At 71.5% G+C, this 23,871-nt stretch carries 28 protein-coding genes; 14 read left to right on the top strand and 14 right to left on the bottom strand.

What is annotated here, in order from left to right:
• Positions 1-47 precede the first annotated feature (47 nt).
• Genes OO60_RS40415 through OO60_RS40405 form a run of 3 tightly spaced genes read left to right on the top strand, consistent with a single transcriptional unit; the run spans position 48 to position 2,832 of the window.
• Positions 48-1,424, top strand: coding sequence for an amidase (locus OO60_RS40415; protein ID WP_033263352.1), 1,377 nt, complete (start codon positions 48-50; stop codon positions 1,422-1,424).
• Positions 1,391-1,966 (top strand): TetR/AcrR family transcriptional regulator, encoded by a 576-nt coding sequence (locus tag OO60_RS40410; RefSeq protein ID WP_003097441.1) that lies wholly within the window; start codon positions 1,391-1,393, stop codon positions 1,964-1,966. Before OO60_RS40415 ends, OO60_RS40410 begins: the two co-directional genes overlap by 34 nt.
• Positions 1,966-2,832, top strand: coding sequence for an oxygenase MpaB family protein (locus OO60_RS40405; protein WP_003097440.1), 867 nt, complete (start codon positions 1,966-1,968; stop codon positions 2,830-2,832). Before OO60_RS40410 ends, OO60_RS40405 begins: the two co-directional genes overlap by 1 nt.
• A 131-nt stretch (positions 2,833-2,963) precedes the next feature.
• Here the strand turns inward: OO60_RS40405 and OO60_RS40400 are convergent, their stop codons facing one another.
• A complete protein-coding gene (locus tag OO60_RS40400) occupies positions 2,964-3,539 on the bottom strand; it encodes a CGNR zinc finger domain-containing protein (RefSeq protein WP_003097438.1) in 576 nt (191 codons plus the stop codon).
• A gap of 54 nt (positions 3,540-3,593) precedes the next feature.
• On the opposite strand from OO60_RS40400, the gene OO60_RS40395 reads away from it, so the two are divergent.
• The 5 genes from OO60_RS40395 (at position 3,594) to OO60_RS40375 (ending at position 8,022) form a co-directional block, all read left to right on the top strand.
• A complete protein-coding gene (locus OO60_RS40395; RefSeq protein WP_033263351.1) occupies positions 3,594-4,448 on the top strand; it encodes an alpha/beta fold hydrolase in 855 nt (284 codons plus the stop codon).
• 95 nt (positions 4,449-4,543) lie between these two features.
• Positions 4,544-5,941 (top strand): hypothetical protein, encoded by a 1,398-nt coding sequence (locus OO60_RS40390; protein ID WP_003097434.1) that lies wholly within the window; start codon positions 4,544-4,546, stop codon positions 5,939-5,941.
• Positions 5,938-6,330 carry a FixH family protein gene (locus OO60_RS40385; protein WP_003097432.1) on the top strand — a complete coding sequence of 131 codons (393 nt, stop codon included), beginning with the start codon at positions 5,938-5,940 and terminating at the stop codon, positions 6,328-6,330. Before OO60_RS40390 ends, OO60_RS40385 begins: the two co-directional genes overlap by 4 nt.
• 11 nt (positions 6,331-6,341) lie before the next feature.
• Positions 6,342-7,484 (top strand): hypothetical protein, encoded by a 1,143-nt coding sequence (locus tag OO60_RS40380; RefSeq protein ID WP_003097430.1) that lies wholly within the window; start codon positions 6,342-6,344, stop codon positions 7,482-7,484.
• Complete coding sequence (locus tag OO60_RS40375; RefSeq protein ID WP_033263350.1) at positions 7,477-8,022, top strand: hypothetical protein; 546 nt, start codon at positions 7,477-7,479, stop codon at positions 8,020-8,022. Before OO60_RS40380 ends, OO60_RS40375 begins: the two co-directional genes overlap by 8 nt.
• Positions 8,023-8,139: 117 nt before the next feature.
• Here OO60_RS40375 and OO60_RS40370 read toward each other — a convergent pair whose 3' ends face one another.
• A complete protein-coding gene (locus tag OO60_RS40370) occupies positions 8,140-8,394 on the bottom strand; it encodes a DUF397 domain-containing protein (protein WP_003097427.1) in 255 nt (84 codons plus the stop codon).
• 300 nt (positions 8,395-8,694) lie between these two features.
• Here OO60_RS40370 and OO60_RS48295 point away from each other — a divergent pair, with 300 nt between their 5' ends.
• Both OO60_RS48295 and OO60_RS40365 read left to right on the top strand, forming a co-directional pair.
• Entirely contained in the window at positions 8,695-8,817 is a 123-nt protein-coding gene (locus OO60_RS48295; protein WP_276204606.1) for a hypothetical protein, read from the top strand.
• Between the two features lie 3 nt (positions 8,818-8,820).
• Positions 8,821-9,075, top strand: a complete 255-nt coding sequence (locus OO60_RS40365) for a hypothetical protein (RefSeq protein WP_003097424.1) — start codon at positions 8,821-8,823, stop codon at positions 9,073-9,075.
• A 118-nt stretch (positions 9,076-9,193) separates the two neighbouring features.
• Here the strand turns inward: OO60_RS40365 and OO60_RS40360 are convergent, their stop codons facing one another.
• The 4 genes from OO60_RS40360 to OO60_RS40345 form a co-directional block, all read right to left on the bottom strand.
• Positions 9,194-9,802 carry a class I SAM-dependent DNA methyltransferase gene (locus OO60_RS40360; protein ID WP_003097421.1) on the bottom strand — a complete coding sequence of 203 codons (609 nt, stop codon included), beginning with the start codon at positions 9,800-9,802 and terminating at the stop codon, positions 9,194-9,196.
• The gene (locus OO60_RS40355; RefSeq protein WP_003097419.1) at positions 9,799-10,647 is read right to left on the bottom strand and encodes an SAM-dependent methyltransferase; all 849 of its coding nucleotides are present in this window, start codon (positions 10,645-10,647) and stop codon (positions 9,799-9,801) included. The genes OO60_RS40360 and OO60_RS40355 overlap by 4 nt, the downstream gene beginning before the upstream one ends.
• Positions 10,644-11,471: an SAM-dependent methyltransferase gene (locus tag OO60_RS40350; protein WP_003097417.1), complete on the bottom strand. Its 828-nt coding sequence runs from the start codon at positions 11,469-11,471 to the stop codon at positions 10,644-10,646. The genes OO60_RS40355 and OO60_RS40350 overlap by 4 nt, the downstream gene beginning before the upstream one ends.
• Positions 11,472-11,572: 101 nt before the next feature.
• The gene (locus tag OO60_RS40345; protein ID WP_003097415.1) at positions 11,573-12,439 is read right to left on the bottom strand and encodes a helix-turn-helix domain-containing protein; all 867 of its coding nucleotides are present in this window, start codon (positions 12,437-12,439) and stop codon (positions 11,573-11,575) included.
• A 235-nt stretch (positions 12,440-12,674) separates the two neighbouring features.
• On the opposite strand from OO60_RS40345, the gene OO60_RS40340 reads away from it, so the two are divergent.
• Positions 12,675-13,595 carry an MBL fold metallo-hydrolase gene (locus tag OO60_RS40340; RefSeq protein ID WP_003097412.1) on the top strand — a complete coding sequence of 307 codons (921 nt, stop codon included), beginning with the start codon at positions 12,675-12,677 and terminating at the stop codon, positions 13,593-13,595.
• Between the two features lie 85 nt (positions 13,596-13,680).
• A complete protein-coding gene (gene gndA / locus OO60_RS40335; protein WP_003097410.1) occupies positions 13,681-15,120 on the top strand; it encodes an NADP-dependent phosphogluconate dehydrogenase in 1,440 nt (479 codons plus the stop codon).
• A 96-nt stretch (positions 15,121-15,216) separates the two neighbouring features.
• Here gndA and OO60_RS40330 read toward each other — a convergent pair whose 3' ends face one another.
• The 6 genes from OO60_RS40330 to OO60_RS40305 form a co-directional block, all read right to left on the bottom strand.
• Positions 15,217-15,954 (bottom strand): Clp protease N-terminal domain-containing protein, encoded by a 738-nt coding sequence (locus OO60_RS40330; RefSeq protein WP_003097408.1) that lies wholly within the window; start codon positions 15,952-15,954, stop codon positions 15,217-15,219.
• Positions 15,955-16,006: 52 nt separating this feature from the next.
• Entirely contained in the window at positions 16,007-17,176 is a 1,170-nt protein-coding gene (locus tag OO60_RS40325; protein ID WP_003097404.1) for a 4-hydroxybenzoate 3-monooxygenase, read from the bottom strand.
• The gene (locus OO60_RS40320) at positions 17,176-18,390 is read right to left on the bottom strand and encodes an NAD(P)/FAD-dependent oxidoreductase (RefSeq protein ID WP_003097402.1); all 1,215 of its coding nucleotides are present in this window, start codon (positions 18,388-18,390) and stop codon (positions 17,176-17,178) included. The genes OO60_RS40325 and OO60_RS40320 overlap by 1 nt, the downstream gene beginning before the upstream one ends.
• A gap of 103 nt (positions 18,391-18,493) precedes the next feature.
• Entirely contained in the window at positions 18,494-19,270 is a 777-nt protein-coding gene (locus OO60_RS40315) for an IclR family transcriptional regulator (RefSeq protein ID WP_003097399.1), read from the bottom strand.
• The gene (locus OO60_RS40310; protein WP_003097394.1) at positions 19,267-19,587 is read right to left on the bottom strand and encodes an NIPSNAP family protein; all 321 of its coding nucleotides are present in this window, start codon (positions 19,585-19,587) and stop codon (positions 19,267-19,269) included. The genes OO60_RS40315 and OO60_RS40310 overlap by 4 nt, the downstream gene beginning before the upstream one ends.
• Complete coding sequence (locus tag OO60_RS40305; protein ID WP_240490755.1) at positions 19,584-20,723, bottom strand: 5-methyltetrahydropteroyltriglutamate--homocysteine S-methyltransferase; 1,140 nt, start codon at positions 20,721-20,723, stop codon at positions 19,584-19,586. Before OO60_RS40305 ends, OO60_RS40310 begins: the two co-directional genes overlap by 4 nt.
• A gap of 118 nt (positions 20,724-20,841) precedes the next feature.
• Here OO60_RS40305 and OO60_RS40300 point away from each other — a divergent pair, with 118 nt between their 5' ends.
• Complete coding sequence (locus tag OO60_RS40300) at positions 20,842-22,155, top strand: nucleobase:cation symporter-2 family protein (RefSeq protein ID WP_003097391.1); 1,314 nt, start codon at positions 20,842-20,844, stop codon at positions 22,153-22,155.
• On the opposite strand, the gene OO60_RS40295 is transcribed toward OO60_RS40300, so the two are convergent.
• Positions 22,142-22,681: a TetR/AcrR family transcriptional regulator gene (locus tag OO60_RS40295; protein WP_051767955.1), complete on the bottom strand. Its 540-nt coding sequence runs from the start codon at positions 22,679-22,681 to the stop codon at positions 22,142-22,144. The two genes, OO60_RS40300 and OO60_RS40295, sit on opposite strands and share 14 nt — an antisense overlap.
• 88 nt (positions 22,682-22,769) lie before the next feature.
• On the opposite strand from OO60_RS40295, the gene OO60_RS40290 reads away from it, so the two are divergent.
• Entirely contained in the window at positions 22,770-23,222 is a 453-nt protein-coding gene (locus tag OO60_RS40290; RefSeq protein ID WP_003097387.1) for a pyridoxamine 5'-phosphate oxidase family protein, read from the top strand.
• On the opposite strand, the gene OO60_RS40285 is transcribed toward OO60_RS40290, so the two are convergent.
• The gene (locus tag OO60_RS40285) at positions 23,209-23,751 is read right to left on the bottom strand and encodes a hypothetical protein (protein WP_003097386.1); all 543 of its coding nucleotides are present in this window, start codon (positions 23,749-23,751) and stop codon (positions 23,209-23,211) included. The two genes, OO60_RS40290 and OO60_RS40285, sit on opposite strands and share 14 nt — an antisense overlap.
• Positions 23,752-23,871 lie beyond the last annotated feature (120 nt).

Genomic DNA, 23,871 nt, shown 5'->3' with positions numbered 1-23,871 from the left:
TATCCGGTAACGTTCGTTCGAACGAACGAGAGCCCCCGGGAGGTGCCATGACCGCCGCCAGCCTGGACTTCACCGGTCTCGCCGCGCAGGCCGCGCAGCTCGCCGGCGGAGAAGTCACCTCCGCCGAGCTGACCGCGGCCGCGCTGGGGCGCGCCCACGCGAGCCAGCCCACGCTCAACGCCTTCCGCTGCCTGCGCGACGACGACGCCCTCGCCGAAGCGGCGAACGCGGACCGGCGCCTGCAGGCCGGGGACCGCGCGCCGCTGCTCGGCGTCCCGATCGCGATCAAGGACGACGTCGACCTCACCGGCCTCCCCACGTCCTTCGGCTGTCCCGGCGAATTCCCGCCGGCGACGTCGGATGCGCCCGTCGTCGCGCTGCTGCGCGAGGCCGGAGCTGTGATCATCGGTAAGACGAACACCCCCGAGCTGGGCCAGTGGCCGTTCACCGAGGGCCCCGCCTTCGGCGTGACGCGCAACCCGTGGCACCCCGGCCACACCCCAGGGGGTTCTTCGGGCGGGAGCGCGGCCGCGGTGGCGTCGGGGGTCATCGCGGCCGCGCTCGGGTCCGACGGCGCCGGGTCGGTGCGCATTCCCGCCGCGTGGACCGGGCTGGTCGGCGTCAAGACGCAGCGCGGGCGGATCCCGACCGGCGGCGAACTGTTCCACGGCCTGACCGTGCTCGGCCCGCTGGCCCGCACGGTCGGCGACGCCGCCCTGCTGCTCGACGCCGCCGCGGGCACGCCCGGCCTGTTCCGCGCGGCCGCCGCGCGCGAGCCGGGGAAGCTGCGGATCGGGCTGTCGACGCGGATCCCGTTCACCGCCACCAAGACCCGGCTCGACCCGGTCGTCGAAGCTGCCGTGCGCCGGCTCGCGGAGTCGCTCGCCGGGCTGGGCCACGAGATCGTCGAGGTCGAACCGGACTACGGGCTGATCGGGCTGACGTTCCTCCCGCGCTCGCTCACCGGCGTCCGCGACTGGGCGCTGCGGGTGCCCGACCGGACCGGCCTGGACCCGCGGACCCGCAGCAACGCCGGCCACGGCCGCCTGCTGGCCGGGCCGGCGCTGCGGCTGGCGCGCGCCCTCGAGCCGGGCCTGCACCGGCGGATCGGCTCGGTGTTCGGCCGCGTCGACGTCCTGCTGACCCCGACCACCGCGACCCCGCCGCCGCCGGTCGGCACGTTCGACGGGCTGTCCGGCTGGGAGACCGACCAGGCCATGATCGCCGCCTGCCCGTACGCTTGGCCGTGGAACGTGCTGGGCTGGCCGGGGGTCAACGTCCCGGCCGGGCTCACGGCCGGCGGGCTCCCGCTCGGGGCCCAGTTGCTCGGCCCGTCGCACGCCGAGGAGCGGCTGATTTCGCTCGCCGCGCAACTGGAAGAGGTCGAACGGTGGCCGGAGCGGCATCCCGAGACAAGCTGGTAAGCACCCGGGACGCCATCCTGCGCGGCGCGCTGACCGTCGTCGGCGAGCACGGCGTGGGCGGGCTGACGAACCGCCGGATCGTCGCGGCCGCCGGCGTCTCCCTCGGCACCTTGACCTACCACTTTCCGAGCCAGACGGCGTTGCTGCGCGAGGCGATGCTGCTGTTCGTGGAGGAGGAGACGGCGAAGCTCGGCGCGATCGTCGACGGCTACCGGTCGGAGGGGCTGAGCGTCGAGCAGGCGGCGTCGGTGGTCGAGCACGTGATCGCCCAGCTGCCGTTCGGGGCCGACGAACTCGGCGCGCACGAGCTGTACCTGCAGTCCGCGCGGGATCCGGAGCTGCAGGAAGCTTCGTCGCGCTGCTTCGCGGCGTACGACGAACTGGCGGTGACGATCCTGGCGGCGCTGGGCGTCCCGGAGCCGCACCGGCTGGCCGGCCCGGTGGTGGCGCTGATCGCCGGTCTCCAGCTGCGCCGGCTGGCGACGGGCGAGACGGACACGCCGGTGGCCGAGCCCCTGATGATGCTGATCCGCGGCGCTTGATGGCTCCGCCGATCGTCCGCGGCACGGCGGCGTGGCGGTACTACGGCGACGTCCGCGACGCGTTCCTGGCCGGCCAGGTACTGGTGCTGCAGGTGGCGCACCCGGTGGTCGCGGCGGGCGTGCGGGACCATTCCGACTACACATCGGACCCTTGGACGCGGTTGCTGCGGACGGTGGCATCGCTGTCGATCTACGTGTACGGAGGAACAGCGGGCGCCCAGGTGGAGGCGGCGCGGTTGCGGTCACTGCACCGGTCCTTCACGGGGGTGGCGGAGGGACGGCGGTACAGCGCTCTGGATCCGGCGGCGTATGCGTGGGTGCACGCGACGCTGGTGAAGGCTCCGGTTGACGCGCAACGGTTTTTCGGCGTTCCGCTGTCCGATGTGGATCTTGAGGAGTACTACGCTCAGATGCGCGGCATCGGGCGGCTACTCGGGGTGCGGGAGCGGGATTTGCCGCCGGATTGGGCGGGGTTCGAGCGGTACTACGACGCGATGGTGTCGGGTTTCGGGCCGAATCCGACGATCGAGACGCTGCTGGAGACTTTTCGGACGGTGGCCAAGCCGGTGGAGTGGGTGCCGGATTCTTGGTGGCGGGCGGTGCAGCGGGGGCAGATGTTCCTGATCCGGGCGACTTTGCCGCCTGCTTTGCGAGCCGCGCTTGGTCTACAGTGGACGGTTTCGGATCAGCGGCGGTTCGCGCGGTTCGCGGCTTGCGTGCGGGTGGTGGGTGCGTTGATCCCGGCTTGGGTGCGGACGGCGCCGATGCGGTGGGTGGGGAAGCTCAACGTGTGGTTCCGTGCGCACCCGAAGGTTTACGAGCGGCTGATCGGCGGAACCGGACCCGGCTCGACGCAAGGGTCGTGAGTGGTAAGGCGAGTTCTAACTCGCCTTACCACTCACGACCCAGCGGGGCAGGTGGGGTGAAGGGCCGCGGGGGCGCCCCCCGGGTCCAGCGTATCGGCCGGCTATGACGAAAACCGGCGGGCGGGCGCGTGCTACACCGGGTTGTCCACATCTCGCCTTGCCTGTGGACCGGTGCGGGCGTAGTGCGCCCGGGCCTTCGCTCGGTTCCCGCACCGGGACATCGAGCACCACTGCCGGTTCCGCCGGGGTGACGCGTCGCAGAAGCGCAAGCCACAGTCGTCCGCCGCGCACACGCGGACCTCCGCGTCGCTCGTCGCCAGGTCGATCGCGTCCGCGGCCAGGGCTGCGAACGCCGCCGCCACCGGGTCCTTCGGGGCCGGGACCTCGCGACGGTAGCCGTCGCTCGTCAGGGTCAGCCGGGGTGGCGGCGCCGGTGCCGAGGCCGCCGCGTTGTTGACCAGCTCCACGTCCATCTCCGACGGCTCCTCCGGCGGCAGCAGCACCCGGTCGATCGCCTCCCGCAACGCCTTCGCCGCCAGCACGTTGCCCGCCGTCACCGGGACCGGGCCCGTCGTCAGCCCCGCCCTCGCAAGCCACTCCGCCAGCGCGTGCGGGCCGGTCAGCAGTTCCACGCCGGCCTCGTGCCTGCTGCGCATCGTGTTGACGAGGTCGAGGCACGGCCGTCCGCCGTCGAAGACCCACTCCATGCCCCACACTCTAACCCTTGAAGACAGTTAGAAGCAGCGCTACCGTCTAACCCTATGAACCGGTTAGACAATATCGCCACGGTGAACGGCCTCCGCATGCACTACCTCCGCGCCGGCGACGGTCCGCCGCTGTTCCTGCTGCACGGCTGGCCGCAGACGTCGCACTGCTGGCGCAAGGTCCTCGCGCCGCTCGCCGAGACCCACACCGTGATCGCCCCCGACCTGCGCGGGTACGGCCGCACCGACAAACCGAAGGACGGCTACGACAAACGCACGATGGCCGCCGACGTCGCCGCGCTCGCCGACCACCTCGGGTTCGCCACCACCGCCGTCGCCGGGCACGACCGCGGCGGCCGCGTCGCCCACCGCTGGGCCCTCGACCGCCCAGACCAGGTCGAACGCCTGGCCGTGCTCGACATCGCACCCACCCGCGCCATGTGGCAGCGCCTCGACGCCGGCATTGCGAAGGCGTACTGGCACTGGCTCTTCCACCTCCAGCCCGACCTGCCGGAACTGCTCGCCGGCCAGAACATCGCCGCCTACCTCGGCTACTTCTTCGAACGCTGGACCCACCAGCGCCACGCCCTCGACGCCGAAGCGCAGGCCGAGTACGTCCGCGCCTTCTCCCAGCCCGGCGCGCTCCGGGCCGGCTTCGACGACTACCGCGCCTCCTTCCCCGACGACGCCGAACTCGACGACGCCGACTTCGCCGCCGGGAAGCGCCTCACCCAGCCCCTGCTCGCGCTCTGGGGCGCGAACGGCCTGCTCGGCACGCTCCCCACGCTCGACATCTGGCGCGAGTACGCGGCCGACGTCACCGGCGAAGCCCTCGCCGAGTGCGGCCACTTCCTGCCCGAGGAACAGCCCGAAGAAACCGTCGCCCACCTGCGGCGGTTCCTGCAGCCCTGAGATTCCCGGGGGCACCGGTCCCCCGCACTGGGGACCGGGTTTCCCTCGGCGCCGTGACGCCCGCCACCGGTTGCGCCGGTTAGGTTCGGCTCACCATGGGGACCCAACCGAAACTGGCGCTGCTGATGCTGCTGGCCGTCCTGGGGATCGCGGCCGGCAGCGGGACCGCGCACGCCGACGGCGCGCCGTCCGGCAGTGACGTCCAGGTGGCGCAGACGCTCGGCGCCCGCGAACTCACCGTGATCATCCGCCGGGTCGCCACGACGCCGTCGCCGCTGCGGGTCGACGTCGTGACGCACCGCGGCACCGCGCCCGGCACGCTGCACCTGGCCGTGGCAGCCGACGGCGTCACGGTGTCGCGCACCGACGTCGTCCTCGGCGCCGAACCCGGGATGTACGCGGGAAATCTCCAAGTCGACAAGCCGGGGCCGTGGCTGCTGTCGCTGAGCGACGGCGCCGGGCCGGCGGCGACCATCCCGTTCCTCGTGCCCGCGCGGGTGGTGCCGCCGTGGGAAAGGGCGACCTACGGCGGGTTCGTCGCCGCCGGCGGGTTCCTGCTGCTCGCCCTTATCGTCGGCGTGCGGGCGAAGCGGACGGCGTTCGCGCTGATCCCGGCGGGTGGCGCGGTCGCCGCGATCGCCGTCGCCGTCACGGGTGCGCTGCTGTCGGCGAGCACCCCGCCGCCGCCCGCGCCCGGCAGCCAGCTGGACCCGACGTTCGACAACGTCACCGACCCGTACGCCAACGCCCAGCTGTCCCCAGTGGACTACTCGCGGCCGCCGGTGAACCTCGCCGTCGAAGCCCGGCCGGAAAGCCTGCAGCTGCGCCTGACCGACGGCGCCACCGGGCGGCCGGCCGACGACCTGCTGGTCCACGACAACGCCCTCGTGCACCTGGTGCTGGTCTCGCCGTCCGGGCGGATGAGCCACCTGCACCCGGTGCGGGTCGGCCCGGGCGACTACCGCGTCCGGCTCGCCGATCCGGAGGCCGGCACCTACGCGGTCGCCGCGGAACTCGCCCGGCGCGGCGGCGGTGTCCAGCTCGTCCGGTCCACAGTGGACCTCAAGGGGACCGCCGCGCCCGCCCCCGAGCCGCCCGCCGCCGGGCCGCGGACGGTCGACGGCACCCCGGTGGACCTCACGATCACCCCCGGCACGCCGTCCACCATCACCGCGCACTTCCCGGCCCGCGACCTCCAGCCGTGGCTCGGGATGCTCGGCCACCTGATCGTCACCGGGCCGTTCACCGGCCCCGCCGGCGAAGGCGCCGCCAAGGCACCGACGTGGGCGCACGTCCACGCCATGATCCCGCCGGTCGCCGGCCAGGCCGACCGTCCTGATGAGACGGTCGCCGCGTACGGGCCGGACGTCAGCTTCACCTACACCTTCGCCGAACCCGGCCGGTACCGGATCTGGCTGCAGGCCGAGCGCGGCTACCAGGTGCTGACCGTTCCCGCCGTGGTCGACGTCCCGAGCACCGGAGCCGGACGATGAAACGCCCCACACTGCTGATCGCCGTCGTCGCCCTGGTCGTCGCAGCGGGCGCGGCCTGGCTGCTCTGGGGCGCTGGCGGCACGAAATCCACCACGCAGCAAGCGGTTTCAGGCCCGTACACCGTCCAGTTCTCCGCGGACCAGCCCCGGATCGGCGGCAACACGTTCGCGGTGGCGGTGACCGGGCCCGCGCCCGACGCCGTCACGGTCGCGCCGGTCATGGCACAGATGGGGCACGCGCTGGCGCCGGTGCCCGCCGGGCCGGACGGGCCGGGCCGCTTCCGCGCCGCGGACGTCGGGCTGCCGATGGCCGGGCAGTGGGAGATCACCGTTTCCCTGCGCGGCCCCGGCGGGCCGGCCCAAGTCGTCTTTCCGTTGTTGGTCAAGTAGAAGGAGGGGGAATGGATCTCACCGCATCGGGCGTGCGCACCACGTCCGCGGTAAAACCGGCGCGAACGGGGTTGCTGCCGGCGAACGTCGTGCTCGGCGGGTCGCTGCTGTCGCTGATCGGGCTCACCTGGGACATCCAGTGGCACGACGACGTCGGGCCGGACACGTTCTTCACGCTGCCGCACCTGTTCCTGTACGCGGGCAGCGCGGTCGTCGGGCTGGCGAGCCTCGCCGTCGTGCTGCTGACGACGGCGGCGCGGCGCGCGGGACGGCCGGTCGACCCGCGGATCGGCGGGCGCGTGGTCAACGTGTTCGGCCGGACCTTCGCGGCCCCGCTGGGCTACCTGGTGTCGGGCGTGGGCGCGGCGACGTTCCTGCTGTACGGGCTGTGGGACCAGTGGTGGCACGGGCTCTACGGCTTCGACGCGGTCATCGACTCGCCACCGCACATCGGGCTGCTGCTGGCGATCACGGTGTCGCTGATCGGCACCACCGCGGTGTTCGCCGCGGCGCGGGAACACCGCTGGGGCCGGCTCGGCACGCTGGCGTCGCTGACGGTGCTGCTCACCTTCGGGCCGGTGCTGGCGCTCGGGTTGCAGCAGGTGCCGGACGACTACGCCGACGCCGTCGCGATCGGGACGTCGATGATGGCGGTGCTGCTGGTCTCCGTCGGCGCCGGGTTCGCCCGCCGTCCGGGCGGGGCGGCCGGGACCGCGGCGATGGTCGCGGTCGTGCAGGGCGTCTTCTGGTGGTTCTCGCCGTGGGCGGCGAAGGCCTACGCCGACCTGGTCGGCCTGCCGCTGCGGGACGCGGTTTCGGGCGTGCCGGCGATGCCGTCGCTGGCGCCACTGGCCCTGCTGCCGGTGGCCGCGCTGATGGAGCTGGTGTTCTTCGCCGGACGACGCCGGGGGTGGCGCGCGGGCCGGGTGTCCGTGGTCGCCGGCGGGCTCGCCGGGCTGCTGATCGGCCTGAGCCTGCCGGTGCAGCGGACCCTGCTCTACACCGGCGCGCACCTGCCGCCGGTCTGGTACCTGACGACGACCGCGGTGCTCAGCGGCCTGCTGGGACTGCTCGGCGGCTTCGCCGGGTGGCGGTTCGGCGGGATGCTCTGCCTGCTGGCGCCCGCGAAGAGGGGGGAAACCGCTGATGCGTAAGGCACTTCTGGCTTTGACCGCCGTGGCCGGGATGCTGTTCGCCACCGCGGCACCGGCGAACGCCTACGAGCCGGTGAACATCGTGCACACCGAGCGGGTGCAGGCCGGGCCGTACGGGCTGACCGTCGGGTTCAGCACCTGGCCGCTGAAAGCCATGCAGTCACTGGACTTCACCTTCATCCCCGACGGCGGGATCGAAGACAAGTCCGGCACGCTCGCCATGCTCGGCCCCGGCGGCGCGCAGCGGCGGGCCCAGCCGCTCGTGCGGCACCCGCGCAAGCGGGAGGTCTGGGGGCTGGACGTCCGGTCGCTGCCGCAGCCGGGCGACTGGACGCTGCGCTTCACCGTCAACGGCCCCGCCGGGTCCGGCACCGGTGAGCTGCGTTCGCTGCCGGTGCTGGACCAGCCGGGGCCGCCGATGGGGGTGAGCTGGGCGATCAGCACGCTGCCGCTGATCGGGCTCGTGGTGCTCGTCGTGGTGGCGTGGCGCCGGACCCGCAGCCGGTTGCGCGGCGGGGAACTTCCGGCAATCGGGTGAGATTCCGCTCACATTCGGCGCCCGGACGTATTCGGGGCGTCGCGGAGGCCTCCTTCACCACAGGACGGGAAGGGGGCCTCCACCATCTTTTCTCCAGCGACAGCAGGACGGACCGGCTCAGGCCGGCAGGTCGAACTGCCCGGCCTTGACCGCGATCAGGAACGCTTCCCACTCGGCGGTGTCGAAGACGAAGACGGGGCTGGTCGCGAGCTTGGTGTCGCGGACGCCGATCACGCCGTCCCGGCCGAGGTTGACCTCGACGCAGCTGCCGCCGTTGGGCTCGCTGGCGAACGACTTCTCCCAGGCGGCCTCTTCGAACATAGACACGGCCGTGTTCGGATCGTAATCCGCGAACGACGGATAATCCGCCATGGGTCGTACCTCCGAGGATCGATGGGGTCGCGGCCGCGAACTGGTCGAAATGCACCCGCTCCCGGCTACTCAGTGTCTCAATGGCGCAAGCCACAGGGCCAAGCGGGTGATCAACTAGCTCCGGCCTCGACATGAAGATTATTCCAGGAGTAGGATTAATCGCATCGGCCGGGGCGCCGGCGTCGGTGAATGACTGCCTGCTCGCGGCGGGCGGTCGCCGGCACGGGTCGAAGTGCCGGGGTGACCAGCGCCGGGCCGGATAAACCAAGCCGCCGCACGACCTCATGGGGGAGGATCAGCGTGATCGTCGAGGACCGGGCCGACGTCTCCGGACGCACCGCCACCGCCGCGACCGGGCTGATCCGCGCGCACCTGACCGGCGGCGACCCCGCCCGGTCACCGCGACGAGAGCTGGGGGTGTAGACGATGGCCGTCCGGGTGAACTCGCTGTTCCGCCGGGAGGACGAAGCACACCGTGGCCGCCGGGGCATCGGCAACGAGCTGCGGAACCGCTTCGGGTTCAGCCTGATCCAGGCACCGCTGCGCAAGACGACGACGTGGGCGGCGGACCAGGACCTGCCGCTGCGCCGCCACTCCGACGGGGTCCGGACCACCCGGCCGCTGGAGACGTCGATCGACCTGACGCCGCTGCTGCGCGGCCGGCTCGGCACCCGCGTCTGAGAGTCAGCTTTTCGGGTGTCCGGGTGGCGAAGCCCCCGGTGTCACAGACCGCCGAACTGCCGTACCACCACTGAAGAGCCCCGGTTTCCTGCGGAACCGGGGCTCTTGCCGTGCCGGGCTACGGTTTCCGGAGCAGCAGGCCGGCGTGCCGCAGGGGGCGCTCCCCCGCGACCGGTTCGCGGTACACCCGCCCCACTTCACTGAGCCCCGCCGCGGCCCCGAATCCGGCCAGTTCGTCCAGCGGCCAGCAGTAGGCCGTCGTCACCTTGTGGTCGAACGACGTCAGCGGGCCGCCGCGGGATTCGAAGCACCCCAACAGAACGTGACCGCCGGGTGCCAACATCCGGGCGAATTCGGCGAAGTACCGCGGCACCTCCGCCGGCGGCGTGTGGATCAGCGAGTACCACGACAGGATCCCGGCCAGTGAGGCGTCGGGCAGCTCCAGTTCCGCCATCGACCCCACTTCGAACCGCAGGTCCGGGTGCGCGGCCCTGGCGAGCTCGACCATCGCCGGGGACAGGTCGACGCCGAAGCTGTCGAGCCCGAGGGAACGCAGGTGCGCCGTCAGGTGGCCGGGCCCGCAGCCGAGGTCGGCGACCGGGCCGCGGCCGCGGACGGAATCCGCGAACGCGGCCCACACCGCCCGTTCCAGCGCGTGGACGTCCCAGACTTCGCGGGCGAACTCCGCGTACTGGACGGCGACCGCGTCGTAGGCGGCCGCCGTCACGGCTTGCGGCCGAGGCCGCAGAGGTGGCCGACGAACGACGGGTCGTTCGCGAGCTTCTTCGTGGCCTTGGACTCGATTTCCTCGGGGTGCCACTCCGGCAGGTAGACGATGCCCGGCTCGACGAGTTCGAGTCCCTCGAAGAACGACGTGAACTCGGCTCGGGTGCGCAGGTGCAGCGGCGTGCTCGACTGGTTGTACTGGTTCATGATCCGCTCGCGGCTGTCCGCGTCGGCCATCTCGTGCAGCCCGTCGCTCGTCAGGTGCGAGGACAGGAAGAACGAGCCGGACGGCAGCAGCGACAGGTACTTCTGAATGGTCTGGGCCACCGGCTCGTCCTTGCCGAGGAAGTACAGGACGCCGACGATGATCAGGCCGATCGGGCGGTTCGGGTCGAGGACGCCGGTGTCGAGCGCGCGCTTCCAGATGTCGGCCGGGTCGCGCAGGTCGCCCTGCAGCACCGCGTGCCGGTCCGCGACGCCCTCCTGCTCCAGCAGGATCTGCGAGTGGGCCACGGCGACCGGCTCGTTGTCGACGTACACGCACCGCGCGTCCGGGTTCACCGCCGTCGCGACTTCGTGCACGTTGCCCACCGTCGGGACGCCGGAGCCGAGGTCGAGGAACTGGTCTATCCCGTTGCGCGCCAGGTACCGGACGCCGCGGCCGAGGAAGTCGCGACCGGCCCGGGCGACGGTCTTGATCATCGGGAAGGTCTTGACGGCCTGTTCGCCGAACTGGCGGTCGATGGCCCAGTTGGCGTCGCCGCCGAGGAACCAGTCGTAGATGCGGGCCGCGTTCGGCCGGTCCAGGTCCACGCCTTCCGGGGCTTCGGGGTCCTGCGTAGTCATTGCGTCCTCCAGGCTTTGCGGCCGACACCGCCGACCACGCTCGCGAGGGGGACCGTGGCGGCGCCGGGCTCCGGGCGCCACTCTCCCACAGGCACGATCCCGGGCTCGACGACGTCGAAGTTACCGAAGAACGCGGCGATCTCGTCGAGGGACCGGGAAACCGCGGGCGAGCTCGACCGCTCGGACAGCTTGACCAGCCGCCGGATCTGCTCCAGCTCTTCGCCGTCGACGCCGGATTCGGTCGCGTGCGAAAGCACGTACGCCGATCCGGGCGCCAGCAGCGTCCGGTAGTCGCGGATGGCTTCGCGGACGCCGGTGACGTCCGGCAGGAAGTGCAGCACCGCCACGGTGAGCAGGCAGATCGGCTGGTCCGGGTCGAGCACGCCGGTCGCCAGCGCGGCTTCCCAGACCTCTTCGGCGTCCCGCAGGTCGGCGTGCAGCACGGCGTGCCGGTCCGGGTCGCCGGCCTCTTCGAGCAGCATCCGCCCGTGCGCGACGGCCACCGGCTCGTGGTCGACGTAGACGCAGCGGCTGTCGTCGGCGTAGTCGTCGGCCACCTCGTGCACGTTGCCGGCCGTCGGGATGCCGGAGCCGAGGTCGAGGAACTGCGTGATGCCTTCGGCGAGGCAGTAGCGCACGGCCCGGCCGAGGAAGGCGCGGTTGCTGCGGGCGAGGACCTTCGCCAGCGGGAACGCCTGCACGGCCTGCTCGCCGTACTGCCGGTCGATCGCCCAGTTCGCGGTGCCGCCGAGCGCCCAGTCGTAGATCCTCGCCACGTTCGGGCGGTCGAGATCGATGGCCTCGGGGAGGAAGTCGGGGTCCACGATGTCCCCTTCGGGCGGCAACTTCCGGTGGATTCGGGCGCAACAGGGGGACTCTACCGAAAGTTGTTCACAGCCTGGGACAGTTCACACGGCCATTCGCCCTATTGGAGCTGCTGCATCTGCGCGCGGTAACCCTCCGCGAGCTCCTTGAGGAACTGCCGGGTCTCCTGGCGCTCCAGCGCGGCCCCGCGCAGCCTGTCCCACGAGTCGACGAAGATGTTGAAGTCCTTGACGTCGTCGAGGTAGAGCCCGCCGGCTGAGTGCTCGATGTAGACGAAGTCCCGCGTGCGGTCCGGGAACCGCATGATCGTGAAGTCGTTGGGCACCGCGGCCAGCCGGGCGCCGAACGGCAGGACGTGCACGTAGACCCGCGGGTGCTTCTCCAGCGAGAGCAGGTGCTCGACCTGGTCGAGCATCACCGCGGGCGCGTACCCGCCCGGGGCCCGGCGCAGCGCGCCTTCGCTGATGATGAACCGGTAGTAGGGCGGCTGCTGCTGCTGCTCGAACACCGCCTTGCGGTCGAGCCGGTTGCGCACCAGCGACGTCACGTCGGTCGCGCCGGCCTCGGTGAACTGCTTGAGCATGTAGTGCTCGGACTGCAGCGGGCCCGGGATGCGCTCGCCGTGCCAGGTGAGGATCTCCGCGGCCGCGGGCTCCAGGTCGGTGAAGGTGCGGAACCAGTGCGGCACCACCGAGCGGTAGCCGGACCAGTGGCCGCGCTGCCCGGCGGCGGCCCGCGCCAGGTTCATCAGCGTGTCGGCCTCTTCGCCGTTGATCCCGAACGCGTTCAGCATCGATCGCACATCCCCGAGCTTCACCCCGACGGCACCGGACTCGATCTTGTTGACCTTGCCCTGGGTGCAGCCGAGGACCTCGGCGACCTGCTGCTGTGTCATCCGCGCCGCGGTGCGGGCATGCCGGAGCTCGTTCCCGAGCTGCTTCCGGCGCGAGGTGACGGTGCTGGCCATCGCCCTGCTCTCCCGGACCACTACCAAGCAACGGCGGCCACCGGCCGCCGTCGCACGCGAACTATCGAACCCACCCAGGTTAGTGCTTCACCTTGCGGATCTCGATGATGACATCGCGCAGCGTTCCAGGAAACGCCGCGGAATGCCAGTCACCTGCAGCGTCACTCGCCTGGACCAGTGAAATTCCGAATTATTCGGCCAACCGGAGGAGCCGTCTCTGCGGCATAGTGACCCGGTGACCGATCGCTCCCCTTCCGCCGCCGCCGTCACCCGGCTGGCCGACCGGGTCCACGGCTACGTCCAGCCGGACGGCTCCTGGTACATCAACAACTGCGGGTTCGTCGACGCCGGCGACCACACCGTCCTCATCGACACGTGCTCGACCGAGCGCCGCACGCGGGCCCTGCTCGCCGCGGTCGAAGGCGCCACCGGCAGCCCGGTGACGACCCTGGTGAACACCCACCACCACGGCGACCACACCAACGGCAACTACCTGGTCGAAGGCGCGGCCGTGGTCGGCCACCGCAAGACGCGCGAGCTGATGGTCGCCGAGGGCATCCAGAAGTTCGACGGCATCTTCGTCGGCAGCGACTGGGGCGAGCTGGAGTCCCGGCCGCCCGAGATCGTCTTCGACGACCGGCTGACCGTGCACGCCGGCGACGTCACCCTCGAGCTGATCCACCCCGGCCACGCGGCCCACACGACCAACGACGTCCTGGTCTGGCTGCCCGAGCAGCGCGTGCTCTACGCCGGTGACCTGGTGTTCCACGGCGGCAGCCCGTTCGCGCTGATGGGCTCGGTGGCGGGCTGGCGCCAGGCGCTCGACATCATCCGGGAGCTGGATCCGGCGGTGATCCTGCCCGGGCACGGCGGGCCGTGCGGGCTCGACGTGGTGGACACCGTCGACCGGTACCTGGCCTTCGTCCAGCAGACGGCCGAGCGCGGGAAGGCCGCCGGGCGGTCGCCGCTGGAGCTGGCGAAGGAGACGGACCTCGGCGAATTCGAGTCGTTGAGCGAGCAGGAGCGGCTGCCGGGCAACCTGCACCGCGCGTACGCCGAGCTGGACGGCGCCGAGTGGGGTGCGGACATCGACCTCGTGGCGGCGGTGACGGACATGGTCGCGATCAACAAGGGCCCGATCCGCTGCTTCTCCTGAACTAGGTGAGCTGCTCCTCCGTGGCCTTCCATGAGGCCTCGATCGGACTAGTGTCTGAATCGAGAGAGACTTCGGAAGGATGCGGATGAGCAAGAAGGCGAGCATCGGGGTCACCGGCCTGGCGGTCATGGGCCGCAACCTGGCCCGCAACCTGGCCCGGCACGGCCACACGGTGGCCCTGCACAACCGGTCCGAGGAGCGGACCCGCGCGCTGGTGGAGCAGTTCGGCGACGAGGGCGACTTCATCCCGGCCTACTCCGCGCAGGAGTTCGTCAACGCGCTGGAGCGGCCGCGGCAGGTCGTGATCATGGTCAAGGCGGGCGGCCCGACGGACGCCGTCATCGAGGAGTTCGCGCCGCTGCTCGAAGAGGGCGACGTCATCATCGACGCCGGCAACGCGCACTTCGCCGACACGCGCCGCCGCGAGAAGGCGCTGCGCGAGCGCGGGCTGCACTTCGTCGGCAGCGGCGTCTCCGGTGGCGAGGAGGGCGCGCTGCACGGGCCGAGCATCATGCCCGGCGGCTCGAAGGAGTCGTACGAGTCGCTCGGCCCGCTGTTCGAGGACATCTCGGCGAAGGTCGACGGCGAGCCGTGCTGCACGCACATCGGCGCGGACGGCGCCGGCCACTTCGTCAAGATGGTGCACAACGGCATCGAGTACGCCGACATGCAGCTGATCGCGGAGTCGTTCGACCTGCTGCGCCACGCGGGCGGCTACTCCCCCGCCGAGATCGCCGACGTGTTCCGCACCTGGAACACCGGGCGGCTCGACTCCTACCTGATCGAGATCACCGCCGAGGTGCTCGCGCACGTCGACAAGGCGTCGGGCAAGCCGTTCGTCGACGTCGTCGAGGACGCCGCCGAGCAGAAGGGCACCGGCCGCTGGACCGTGCAGATCGGCCTCGACCTGGGTGTCCCCATCTCGGGCATCGCCGAAGCCGTCTTCGCGCGTTCGCTGTCCGGGTCCAAGCCGCTGCGCGCGGCGGCCCGCGGGCTCGGCGGTCCTTCCGCGACGCCGCTGTCGGGTTCGTCGCTGGAGCGCTTCGCCGACGACGTCGAGCAGGCGCTGTACGCGTCGAAGGTGGTCGCGTACGCGCAGGGCTTCAACCAGATCCAGGCCGGCGCGACGGAGTACGGCTGGGACATCGACCTCGGCAAGGTCGCCTCGATCTGGCGCGGCGGCTGCATCATCCGCGCGAAGTTCCTCAACGACATCACCTCCGCCTACGCCGAGGAGCCGCAGCTGCCGACGCTGCTCACCTCGGGCGGCTTCCGCAAGGCGGTCGAGGACGCGCAGGATTCGTGGCGCTCGGTGATCTCGACGGCGGTCAAGCTCGGCATCCCCACGCCGGGCTTCTCGACGGCGCTGGCCTACTACGACGGCCTCCGCGCGGACCGCCTCCCGGCCGCCCTGGTCCAGGGCCAGCGGGACTTCTTCGGCGCCCACACCTACCGCCGGGTGGACCGCGAAGGCTCGTTCCACACGGCCTGGGCCGCCGACGGTCGCCCGGAGTCCGGCGCCTGACCGGCCGCTGCTCTGACCGGGAGGACCCCCTGGTCCCTCCCGGTCAGAGCAGCGTCACCAGGATCAGCGCGAGCAGCGCGGCCCCGAGCAGGAGTCTCACTGCCCGCGGGCGGCGAGGATCTCCGCCGACACCTCCAGGATCTTCGCCTCGGCCTTGTCCTTCTTGATGCCCAGGCCGTCGAGCACCTCGAAACCGGCACCTTCGCCCTGTTCCAGCAGCGCCAGCAGCAGGTGCTCGGTGCCGATGTAGTTGTGCCCGAGCCGCAGGCCTTCGCGCATGGTCAGCTCGAGGGTCTTCTTGGCGGCCGGGGTGAACGGGACCACGCTCGGCACCGGGTCCACCGGCTCGGGCAGCCGCGCTTCGGCGGCTTCGCGGACGGCGTCCAGCTGGACGCCCTGGGCCAGGATCGCCCCGGCCGCCAGGGCCGCCGGTTCGGTCAGCAGGCCCAGCACGAGGTGCACGGTGTCGATCGCCGGGCTGGCGTGGTCGACGGCGGCTTTCTGCGTTTCGACGATGACGTGGCGGGCCCGGTCGGTGTAGCGGCCGTAGACGCGTTCGATCGTCCCGCTCGGGTCGCCGCCGGGGTCGACCTTCGGCACGAACCGCTTCTGGGCGGCCTGTTTCGTGACGCCCATGCTGGCGCCGATGTCGGTCCAGGAGGCTCCGGACCGCCGGGCCTGGTCGACGAAGTGGCCGATCAGGTGGTCGGCCACCTCGCCGAGGTGCTGGCCGAGGTAGACCGCGTCGGTCAGCTGGGCGAGGGCGTCCTTCTCGTGGTTGCTCTTGATGGCGGTGATGAGGTCGTCGAGCTTCACGTTGAACGGAAGGGTCATACCGTCAACTTTAGGTTGACGCCCGGCCCGCGTCAACCTTGCGTTGACGATCTCAGGCGAACGGCAGCCCGACGTAGTTCTCGGCGAGGCTGGTCGCCGCCGCGCGCGACGACGTCGTGTAGCGCAGTTGCGACAGCTGCAGCTGCCGCGCGAAGCCGTCCGCGTGCGGGTCGGTGTGCAGCATCGTCGTCATGAACCAGGAGAAGTGCTCCGCCCGCCACACGCGGCGCAAGCAGGTGTCCGAATAGGACGCAGCGAGCGATTCGTCGCCGCGCAGCAGCGCTTCCAGGGCCCGTGCCAGCACCCGGACGTCGGCGATGGCCAGGTTCATGCCCTTCGCGCCGGTCGGCGGGACGATGTGCGCGGCGTCGCCGGCCAGGAACAGCCGGCCGTGGCGCAGCGGCTCGGCGACGAAGCTGCGCATCGGCGTGATCCCCTTGTCGAGGATCGGGCCTTCCCGGAGCGTGAAGCCGCCGTCGACCTCGAGCCGCGCGGTCAGCTCCGCCCAGACCCGGTCGTCGGACCAGTTCGCCACGTCGTCGTGCGGATCGACCTGGAGGTAGAGCCGGGTGATCTCCGGCGTGCGCATGCTGTGCAGCGCGAACCCGCGCTCGTGGCAGGTGTAGATGAGCTCGTGGTGCGACGGCGGTGTGCGCGCCAGCACGCCGAGCCAGGCGAACGGGTACTCGCGCTCGTACACCGTCAGCTTGTCCGAAATGGACGGACGGCAGATCCCGTGGAAGCCGTCGCAGCCCGCGACGGCGTCGCACTCGATGACCTGCGCGTTGCCTTCGCTGTCGACGTAGGTCACCTTCGGCCGTTCACTGTCCACATCGGATAGTGAGACGTCCGAGACCTCGAAGGAGATCGGGTACCCGCGGGCCTCGTGCGCGTCGATGAGGTCCTTGACGATCTCCTGCTGCCCGTAGACGGTGATCGCCTTCCCGGTCAGCTCGGTGAGCGCGATCCGGTGGTCGGCGCGGTCGAACCGCAGCGACAGGCCCTCGTGCGGCATGCCCTCGGCCGCCAGCCGCTCGCCGAGGCCCAGCGACGTCAGGAGCTCGACGGTCGGCTGCTCGCACACGCCGGCCCGCACCCGCTGCCGGACGTACCCGCGGTCGCGGGCCTCCAGCACCACGCAGTCGATCCCGGCCCGGTGCAGCAGGAACGACAGCAGCAGCCCGGCCGGGCCGGCGCCGATCACCGCGACCTGCGTGCGCATCACGCCGCTCGCGACTTCAGGTGCGCCTTGAGGTCGAAGGCGCTGGCTTCGAGGTCGGCGTACGCGGGCTTCGGCTCGGCCGTGAACAGGCGGCGCGCGGCGATGTGGTCGGCCGGGCGGTTGACCGATTCGACGGCGATGAGGACATCGTCGCGGAAGGACAGCACGGAGAACTTGCCCGCCGCCTGGTCGCCCGCGACCACCGTCCGGTCGGCGCCCGAGAGGATCCCGGCGATCTGCAGTTTCGCGCCCGCCTGGTCGGTCCAGAACCACGGCAGGCTGGCGTACGGCTCTTCCGTGCCGGTGATCGCAGCGGCCACGCAGCGGGCCTGGTCGACGGCGTTCTGCACGGACTCCAGCCGCGTCTCGGCGCCCGCCTGCACGCACGGGAAGTTGGCGCAGTCGCCGATGGCGAAGATCTTTTCGTCCGCCGTGCGCAGGTGCGCGTCCACGACGACGCCGTTGCGCACCGGCAGCCCGGCGGCCTCGGCGAGCGACGTCTCGGGCACCACGCCGACGGCGACGACGACCAGGTCGGCGGGCAGCCGGGTGCCGTCGGCCAGCTCGACCTCGCGGACCCGCTCGTCGCCGTGCATCGCCGCGACGCCCTGGCCGAGCAGCACGGTGTGCCCGGCGTTGCGGTGCAGGTCGGCGAAGTACGCGGAGATCTCCGGCGTCGCCACGCGGTTGAGCAGGCGGTCCTGGGCCTCGACGACCGTCACCGGGCGGCCGGCGTGCGAGGCGAACTCCAGCCCGATGAACCCGCCGCCGGCCACGACGACGTTCCCGGCCTGCTCGAGGGATGCCCGGAGCCGGTCGGCGTCGTCGCGCGTCCGCAGGGTCAGCACGCCCGGCAGGTCCGCACCCGGTACCGGCAGCGTCCGGTTGCGGGCGCCGGTGGCCAGGACGAGGTAGTCGTAGTCCAGCTCGCGGCCGTCTTCGAGCTGCACCTTCGCGGCCGTGCGGTCGATCTTCGCGGCGCGGCCGGCGACGAGCTCGATGTCCTTCTCGGCGAAGAAGTCCTCGCCGCGCAGGTGGAGTTGTTCGAGTCCGGCGGTGCCGGCCAGGTACGCCTTGGACAGCGGCGGCCGCTGGTACGGCACGCCCGGCTCGTCCCCGACCAGCACGACCCGGCCGGCGAAGCCCCGGTCCCGCAGCGAAGCCACGGCCTGGAACCCACTCTGACCAGCACCGACGACGAGAACGGTGGTCATTCCTGCTCCTCACCCGATCCGGCTCTTCCACCGCCATCCGACCACACCCGCCCGGCCTCGTCGAGCAACCGGTCGTGAGTGGTAAGACGGGTTCTAACCCGCCTTACCACTCACGACCGCGGGGCCGGGGCGCGCCCAGCACCCGCGAGATGCCGCGGGCCGCGGCGCGCACCGCCGGGACCAGCGTCCGAGGGTCCGTCCCTTCGGCCGGGACGACCACCGAGATGGCCGCCACGACCTCGTCGGTGGCGTCGTGAACCGGCGCGGCGACCGAGAGCGCGATCAGCTCGACCTGGCCGTCGCTGATCGCGTACCCGTCGCGGCGGACGTCCGCGAGCACCCGCCGCAGCTGCGCGGGCACGCTGATCGTCTTCGGCGTGAACGTCTTCAGCGGCCCGGCCAGCACCTCCTCCTGCACCTCGGCCGGGGCGTGCGCGAGCAGCACCTGCCCGACGCCGGTGGCGTGCGCGGGCAGCCGGCCGCCGACGCGGGTCAGGACGTTGACCGCGCCGCGGCCGGAGATCCGCTCGACGAAGACGACCTCGGCCCCGTCGAGCACGGCGAGCTGCACGTTCTGGTGCGTGGCTTCGTAGAGGTCCTCGAGGAACGGCATCGCGCTTTCCCGCAGTTCGGCGCCGTGCGGCGCGAGGGAGGCGACTTCCCACAGCCACAGCCCGACGCGGTAGCCGCCGGATTCGTCACGCAGGAGCGCGCCACGCCGGGTGAGCTCGCCGGCCAGCCGGTGCGTGGTGGACAGCGGCAGCCCAGCACGGCGGCTGAGCTCCGACAGCGTCAGCCGCGGCCGCTCGGCGGTGAAGGCGCCCAGCAGGTCGAGGACGCGATCCACCACCGAGGGCGGCCGCTGCGCGCTGTGTCTCACCTTTCTTCGTCGTCCGGCAGCAGCGGCCGCATGAACGTCCGCCGGTACCGCACCACGCACCCGCTCTCCTCGCGGATCTTGTCCGCGTCGATGAAGTCCGGGTCGACGCCGAACAGCGTCCGGTAGCGCTCGTACGCGGCGAGGCTCTCGAAGCTGAACAGCGCCCGGGCTTCGTCGCTCGCCCCCTCCGCCGGCAGGAAGTAGCCGTGGTGGATGCCGCCTTCGCGCTGTACCAACCGCATCCACGCGGCCGCGAAGCGTTCGAAGTCGGGGAGTTTCGCGGGGTCGATGACGTAGTCGACGACGCAGGTGATCACTTGCCGCCCCAGACGCGGTCGGCCGTCGCGACGATCAGTTCCAGCTTGCGCAGCTGGTCGTCCGCGGTCAGATCGTTGCCCTCCTCCGTCGAGGAGAAGCCGCACTGCGGCGACAGGCAGAGCCGGTCGATGTCGACGTACTGCGAGGCTTCCTCGATCCGCCGCACCAGGACGTCCGGGTCCTCCAGCTCCGGCCGCTTGGTGGTGACCAGGCCGAGCACCACCTTCTTGTCCTTCGGCACGAACCGCAGGGGCTCGAAGCCGCCGGAGCGTTCGTCGTCGTACTCCAGGAAGAACCCGTCGACGGCGAGCTCGCCGAACAGCGCCTCGGCGACGAACTCGTAGCTGCCCTCCGCGGCCCACGACGAGCGGAAGTTGCCGCGGCACAGGTGCGTCGTCACGGTGAGGTCGCCGGGACGGCCTTCGAGGGCCGCGTTCATCGTCGCGATGTTGCGCAGGTGCTGGGTGTCCGGGTCGCCGCCCATCCGCGCGACGAGCTCCCGCTGCGCCGGGTCGTTGAGGTAGGCGAGGCTCGTGTCGTCGAGCTGCAGGTACCGGCAGCCGAGGCCGTGCACGGCGTCGACCTGCTGCTTGTAGGCCGCGCTGAGGTCGGCGAAGAACTCCTCGAGGTCCGGGTAGACGCTCTCGCTGACCGCCGCCCGGCCGCCGCGGTAGTAGACCATGCTCGGCGACGGGATGGTCAGCTTCGGCGTCACGCCCGGGTCCACATGGGACTGCAGGAACCGGAAGTGGTCGGCGAAGATCGGCTCGTCGAGCCGCACCTTGCCGTCGACCTGCAGGCCCGGCGGGCTGAACTCGAGGTCGCCCGCCAGGTTGTGGAACTTGACGTGCAGCCGCTGGTCGCTCTTCGAGACGCCGCCGAGCGCGTAGATGAAGTCCATGTGCCACGAGCCGCGCCGGAACTCGCCGTCGGTCGCCGAGCTCAGCCCGGCCGCCTTCTGCATCTTGATCACGTCGCGGATCGCGTCGTCCTCGACCGCGCGGAGCTGCTCCGCGCCGATCTCACCGCTTTCGTGCCGCCGCCGCGCGTCGCGCAGCACCGGGGGCCGCAGCAGGCTCCCCACGTGATCGGCGCGAAACGGCGGGCCCACCTGGGAAATGCCACCCGAAGTCATGCACCGATGGTCACACATTCCGAGCCGTTGCGCCGCCCCCTGAAACATGATCATCACGCCCGGGACTTGCCACCGTCACCGGCACCGCGTTGGCTGTGCCCGGGAAAGGGGCGTGATCATGGCGAAACACCCGGTCGACGAGGTTCTGCCCGCGGGACGGCTCGCCCTCCTCGGCCTCCAGCACATGGCGATCATGTACGCCGGTTCGGTGGCGGTGCCGCTGATCGTCGGCAGCGCGCTGAAGCTCGACCCGGCGACGATCGGGCTGCTGGTCAACGCCGATCTGCTGGTCGCGGGCATCGCGACGCTGATTCAGGCGGTCGGGATCGGGAAGCTGCTGGGCATCCGGCTGCCGGTGGTGGCCGGGGCGACGTTCACCGTCGTCAACCCGATGATCCTGATCGCGGCGCAGTACGGCCTGCCCGCGGTCTACGGCGCGATGCTCGCCTCCGGCGTGTTCGGGCTGCTGATCGCGCGGCCGTTCGCGAAGCTGATCCGGTTCTTCCCGCCGCTGGTCACCGGGACGCTGCTGCTGGTCATCGGCGTCTCGCTGCTCGGCCCGGGCGCGGCGATGATCGCCGGCCACGACAGCACGTCACCGGACTACGCGGCGCCGTCCCACATCGGGCTGGCGTTCGGGGTGCTCGCGCTGCTCGTGCTCTTCACCCGGGTGCTGCGCGGGTTCGCCAACCAGATCGGGCCGCTGCTGGCGCTGGCGATCGGGCTGGTGGTGGCGATCCCGATGGGGCTGGTGCACTGGGACGGCCTGCGGGCGGCCGGCTGGTTCGGGCTGGCGTCGCCGTTCCACTTCGGCGCACCGACGTTCCCGGTGGCGGCGATCCTGTCGATGTGCGTGGTCATGCTGGTGACGTTCACCGAGTCGACGGCGGACATGATCGCCGTCGGCGAGATCACCGGCCGCCCGCCGACCGACGCGGACCTCGCGCGCGGCCTGGCCACCGACGGCGTCTCGGCGGTGCTGGGCGGCGTGATGAACTCCTTCCCCGACACGGCGTTCGCCCAGAACGTCGGCCTGGTCCGGATGACCGGCGTGCGCAGCCGCTGGGTGGTCGCGGTGACCGGCGGGATCCTGGTCGTGATGGGGCTGGTGCCGAAGGTCGGCGCGTTCATCGCGGCGATCCCGGAGCCGGTGGTCGGCGGGGTGGCGGTGGTGATGTTCGCGATGGTCGCCGCGGTCGGCGCGCAGAACCTCCGGACGGTCGAGTTTTCCGGCAACCACAACACGTTCGTCGTGGCGGTCGCGCTGGGCGTCGGGCTGCTGCCGGCGTTCGCACCGGACTTCTTCAAGCACTTCCCGGCCTGGCTGCAGACGATCTGCGGCAGCTCGATCACGGTGGCGGCGGTGCTGGCGTTCGTGCTGAACCTGCTGTTCAACCACGTCGGCAGGCGAGCCGCGCTCAAAGCGAGTTGAGCAACCGCTCGACGAGGAGGGCCCCGGTGCCGGGCTCGACCGGCCGCCGGAACAGCACCCGCAAGTAGAGCGGGGCCAGGACGAAGTCGAGCACGTCGTCGACCGACGGCGCGGGTTCGCCGCGCGCGGTGGCCCGGTCGAGCGCGGCCTGCAGGTCTTCGCCGCGGGCACGGAGGTGTTCGAGCGGCTCCTTCTCCGGCCCCAGGGTGGCGACGAGCGCGCGCAGCAGGATCTGGCCGCGCGGGTCGGACATCGCGCGTTCGACGCCTTCGGCCCAGCCCAGCAGGTCGTCGCGCAGCGAGCCGGTGTCCGGGATCGGCGACGTCGCGCGCAGGCGCGTCACGGCGGCGTCGAGCAGCAGCTGTTCGCGGCTGCCCCAGCGCCGGTAGACGCTCGTCGGGTTCACGCCCGCCTTCTCGGCGATCTTCGGGATCGCCGCGTTGATCTCGCCGATGACGAGCAGGTCCACGACGGCGTCGTGGACGGCGTCGCGCACGCGGGCACTGCGGCCACCCGGTCGGGTCATGGATCTCATTCTAAAGCAAACTCGCTTGCTTTTGCAGTTCAACCCCGGCTATCGTTAAGGCAAATCAGATGGCTTTAAGGAGACCGAGATGGCCCGCAAGATGACCAAGGACGAGCGCGAGCGGTTCCTCGCCGCGCCGCAGGTCGGCGTGCTCAGCGTCGCGGCCGAGCCCGGCCGGGCGCCGCTGACCACGCCGATCTGGTACCGCTACGAGCCGGGCGGCGACGTCGTCGTGATGACGTCACCCGGGCTGCGCAAGGCCCGGCTGATCGAGGCGGCCGGCCGGTTCGCGCTCTGCGTCCAGCAGCAGGACGGCGTCTACAAGTACGTCTCGGTCGAGGGCCCGGTGGTGGATTCGTGGCCGATGACGAAGGCCGAGCGGCACGAGATGGCCGCGCGCTACCTGCCACCGGGAGTGAGCGAGGCGTACACCGACGCGACCGACGGCACGCACGGGAGCAACATCGCGATCGTGATGCGCCCGGAGCGCTGGAACACCTCGGACTTCAGCGACCTTTCGGAGGAGCTCACCAGCAGATGATCAGCAGCACACACGAAGGGTCGGACCGCGGCGTGGTGGTCGGAGTCGGCGGGCGACCACCACCAGGAGGCGGCGGGTTCCCCGGCGGTGTCGTCGTCGGGCTGCCCGTGGTCGCCGGGGCGGAGCCGGACGGCGTGGCGGTCGGCGTCGCGGTTCCGGTGCTGTTGCTGTCCGAGGTGGACGGGCGGCCCGGCACCTCGGTGACGGTGCCGCGGTGCTCGTTCGACGCGGTGACGACGTCGCCACCGGTGCCGCCGCCGATCCCGCCGTCGGGCGGGGAGTCCGTGGCCTGGTCGGCGCCACCCAGTCCGGTGGTGCGCTGCGGGAACGGGATGACCTGGATCTGGTCGACCGGCGAGGCGTCCTGGCGTTCCTTGCCGCCGAAGGCGACCAGCAACGCGGCGGCACCGCAGCCGACGATGACGGCGAGCATCACCGCGACCACCCGCCAGCGTGACTGGCCCGGTCCCGGACGGTCGCCCCAGCCCTCGCGCACGAGCAGCTCGGCGACCGATACCTCGTCGTTCACCCCGACAGACCCTCCCGAAAGGCCTTTCGGCCGACATCGTGGCCGTATTCTTACCGTAAAAAGACCCCGAACGGGTGAAGTACCGGCAAAAAATCGTCACGTAACGCTCTGCTTGACGGT

Source organism: Amycolatopsis vancoresmycina (genome assembly GCF_000716785.1).
Lineage (GTDB): Bacteria > Actinomycetota > Actinomycetes > Mycobacteriales > Pseudonocardiaceae > Amycolatopsis > Amycolatopsis vancoresmycina.
This window is presented reverse-complemented; position numbering and strand designations above follow the sequence as displayed.

Bases quoted from the DNA above. Each gene is read 5' to 3' on its own strand.
- OO60_RS40415 (WP_033263352.1), top strand. From the start codon at position 48: ATGACCGCCGCCAGCCTGGACTTCACCGGTCTCGCCGCGCAGGCCGCG.
- OO60_RS40405 (WP_003097440.1), top strand. From the start codon at position 1,966: ATGGCTCCGCCGATCGTCCGCGGCACGGCGGCGTGGCGGTACTACGGC.
- OO60_RS40400 (WP_003097438.1), bottom strand. From the start codon at position 3,539: ATGGAGTGGGTCTTCGACGGCGGACGGCCGTGCCTCGACCTCGTCAAC.
- OO60_RS40395 (WP_033263351.1), top strand. From the start codon at position 3,594: ATGAACCGGTTAGACAATATCGCCACGGTGAACGGCCTCCGCATGCAC.
- OO60_RS40390 (WP_003097434.1), top strand. From the start codon at position 4,544: ATGGGGACCCAACCGAAACTGGCGCTGCTGATGCTGCTGGCCGTCCTG.
- OO60_RS40385 (WP_003097432.1), top strand. From the start codon at position 5,938: ATGAAACGCCCCACACTGCTGATCGCCGTCGTCGCCCTGGTCGTCGCA.
- OO60_RS40380 (WP_003097430.1), top strand. From the start codon at position 6,342: ATGGATCTCACCGCATCGGGCGTGCGCACCACGTCCGCGGTAAAACCG.
- OO60_RS40375 (WP_033263350.1), top strand. From the start codon at position 7,477: ATGCGTAAGGCACTTCTGGCTTTGACCGCCGTGGCCGGGATGCTGTTC.
- OO60_RS40370 (WP_003097427.1), bottom strand. From the start codon at position 8,394: ATGGCGGATTATCCGTCGTTCGCGGATTACGATCCGAACACGGCCGTG.
- OO60_RS40365 (WP_003097424.1), top strand. From the start codon at position 8,821: ATGGCCGTCCGGGTGAACTCGCTGTTCCGCCGGGAGGACGAAGCACAC.
- OO60_RS40355 (WP_003097419.1), bottom strand. From the start codon at position 10,647: ATGACTACGCAGGACCCCGAAGCCCCGGAAGGCGTGGACCTGGACCGG.
- OO60_RS40345 (WP_003097415.1), bottom strand. From the start codon at position 12,439: ATGGCCAGCACCGTCACCTCGCGCCGGAAGCAGCTCGGGAACGAGCTC.
- gndA (WP_003097410.1), top strand. From the start codon at position 13,681: ATGAGCAAGAAGGCGAGCATCGGGGTCACCGGCCTGGCGGTCATGGGC.
- OO60_RS40330 (WP_003097408.1), bottom strand. From the start codon at position 15,954: ATGACCCTTCCGTTCAACGTGAAGCTCGACGACCTCATCACCGCCATC.
- OO60_RS40325 (WP_003097404.1), bottom strand. From the start codon at position 17,176: ATGCGCACGCAGGTCGCGGTGATCGGCGCCGGCCCGGCCGGGCTGCTG.
- OO60_RS40320 (WP_003097402.1), bottom strand. From the start codon at position 18,390: ATGACCACCGTTCTCGTCGTCGGTGCTGGTCAGAGTGGGTTCCAGGCC.
- OO60_RS40305 (WP_240490755.1), bottom strand. From the start codon at position 20,723: ATGACTTCGGGTGGCATTTCCCAGGTGGGCCCGCCGTTTCGCGCCGAT.
- OO60_RS40300 (WP_003097391.1), top strand. From the start codon at position 20,842: ATGGCGAAACACCCGGTCGACGAGGTTCTGCCCGCGGGACGGCTCGCC.
- OO60_RS40295 (WP_051767955.1), bottom strand. From the start codon at position 22,681: ATGACCCGACCGGGTGGCCGCAGTGCCCGCGTGCGCGACGCCGTCCAC.
- OO60_RS40290 (WP_003097387.1), top strand. From the start codon at position 22,770: ATGGCCCGCAAGATGACCAAGGACGAGCGCGAGCGGTTCCTCGCCGCG.